General features: G+C 68.9%; 1 protein-coding gene. It reads right to left on the bottom strand.

The genetic code is table 11. The features are described 5' to 3' along the window. Positions 1–1,138 (bottom strand): polysaccharide biosynthesis protein (locus LQV45_RS34260; RefSeq protein WP_230012318.1); only part of this gene is annotated, 1,138 nt, incomplete at its 3' end. Between the last annotated feature and the right edge of the window lie 26 nt (positions 1,139–1,164).

Raw genomic sequence — 1,164 nt, 5'->3', positions numbered from 1 at the left:
GGGCGATGCCGGGAACGTTGGCCGCCAGCCCGGCCGCCACCATGAGCAGCACGCCGACGACGGCGGAAACCGCGGTCCACATCAGCACCGACTTCTGGCGCTGGGCGGGGATCAGCACATTCCGGATCAGGGGCGTCGATGAGGAGATGAAGAAGAAGGACACCCCGTAGAACAGGCAGGTCAGGGTGTCCGCGCGGACAGCTTCGCCGAACATCACGCCGGAGACCCACGGGCCGAACAGTGTGAGGAAGATCCCGCCCGCGAGCCCCAGGGCCGCGTGGGCAGCCATGGCCGCGAAGTGGCGGCGGCGCGGGTCGGCGGCATCGTGCTCCAGGGTCCAGCCCTGGAACGTGTTGCCGAGCGCCACGATCGTGACGAGCCCCAGGCGGTAGATGGCGTCCGCCGAGGCGAAACCGGCCGTGGCAGCGGCCGACGGCACCGTAGCGGTGGCGATCGGAACCGGGGACGAGCCGTAGGCGCTTCCCGTGAAGTTGATGCCGGCCGTGCCCGCGGTGGGCACGATCTCCCGCACGACGGTCCGAGGGCTCCGGGGCAGCCAGGTCCGGGGTTCGCCGAACCGGCGGTGGAATGCGATCAATGCCACGAGCGTCGTAAAGACCGAGACCAGCCCGTAGGTCCAGACTTGTCCGGTGAGCAGGATGACCGGGGCGCTGATGATGGCCGCGAAGAAGCGGGGGAGGGTGTCGTAGACGGCGAGGATCCGGGGCTGGCCGGTGCCGATGCCGTACCACGCCGGCGAGAAACCGGTCAGCGCTGTGGCCCAGGCCATGGTGATGGCATCGAGGCGGAAACCCTCCCGGGCCACGAGCGCGACGATCACGCTCATGACGGGCAGCACGACGACCGCGAGCAGGATCCGCGAACGGACGCTCCTGGAATAAAGTGCCGCCCGCAGCGGGAAGGCGCCGGCGCGGGCAATCTCGACCGGGCCGGAGATGTTCCAGCTCCAGAGAATGATGGTCGACGCAAAGATGCCAATGGCCTGGCCGGAGGTGATGCTGGACCAGCCGGCGGCCCCCACGACTCGCGAAACGACCGGGAGGAGCAGGAACGGCAGGACCAGCGCCAGCAGCGGCAACAGGGTGAAGCCTGCAAGCCTGAACAGAACGGGTCTCATGCGGTACGGTCCTCTTGCTGGGTGGG

The sequence above is a fragment of the Microbacterium sp. Bi128 genome, from assembly GCF_918698205.1.
This window is presented reverse-complemented; position numbering and strand designations above follow the sequence as displayed.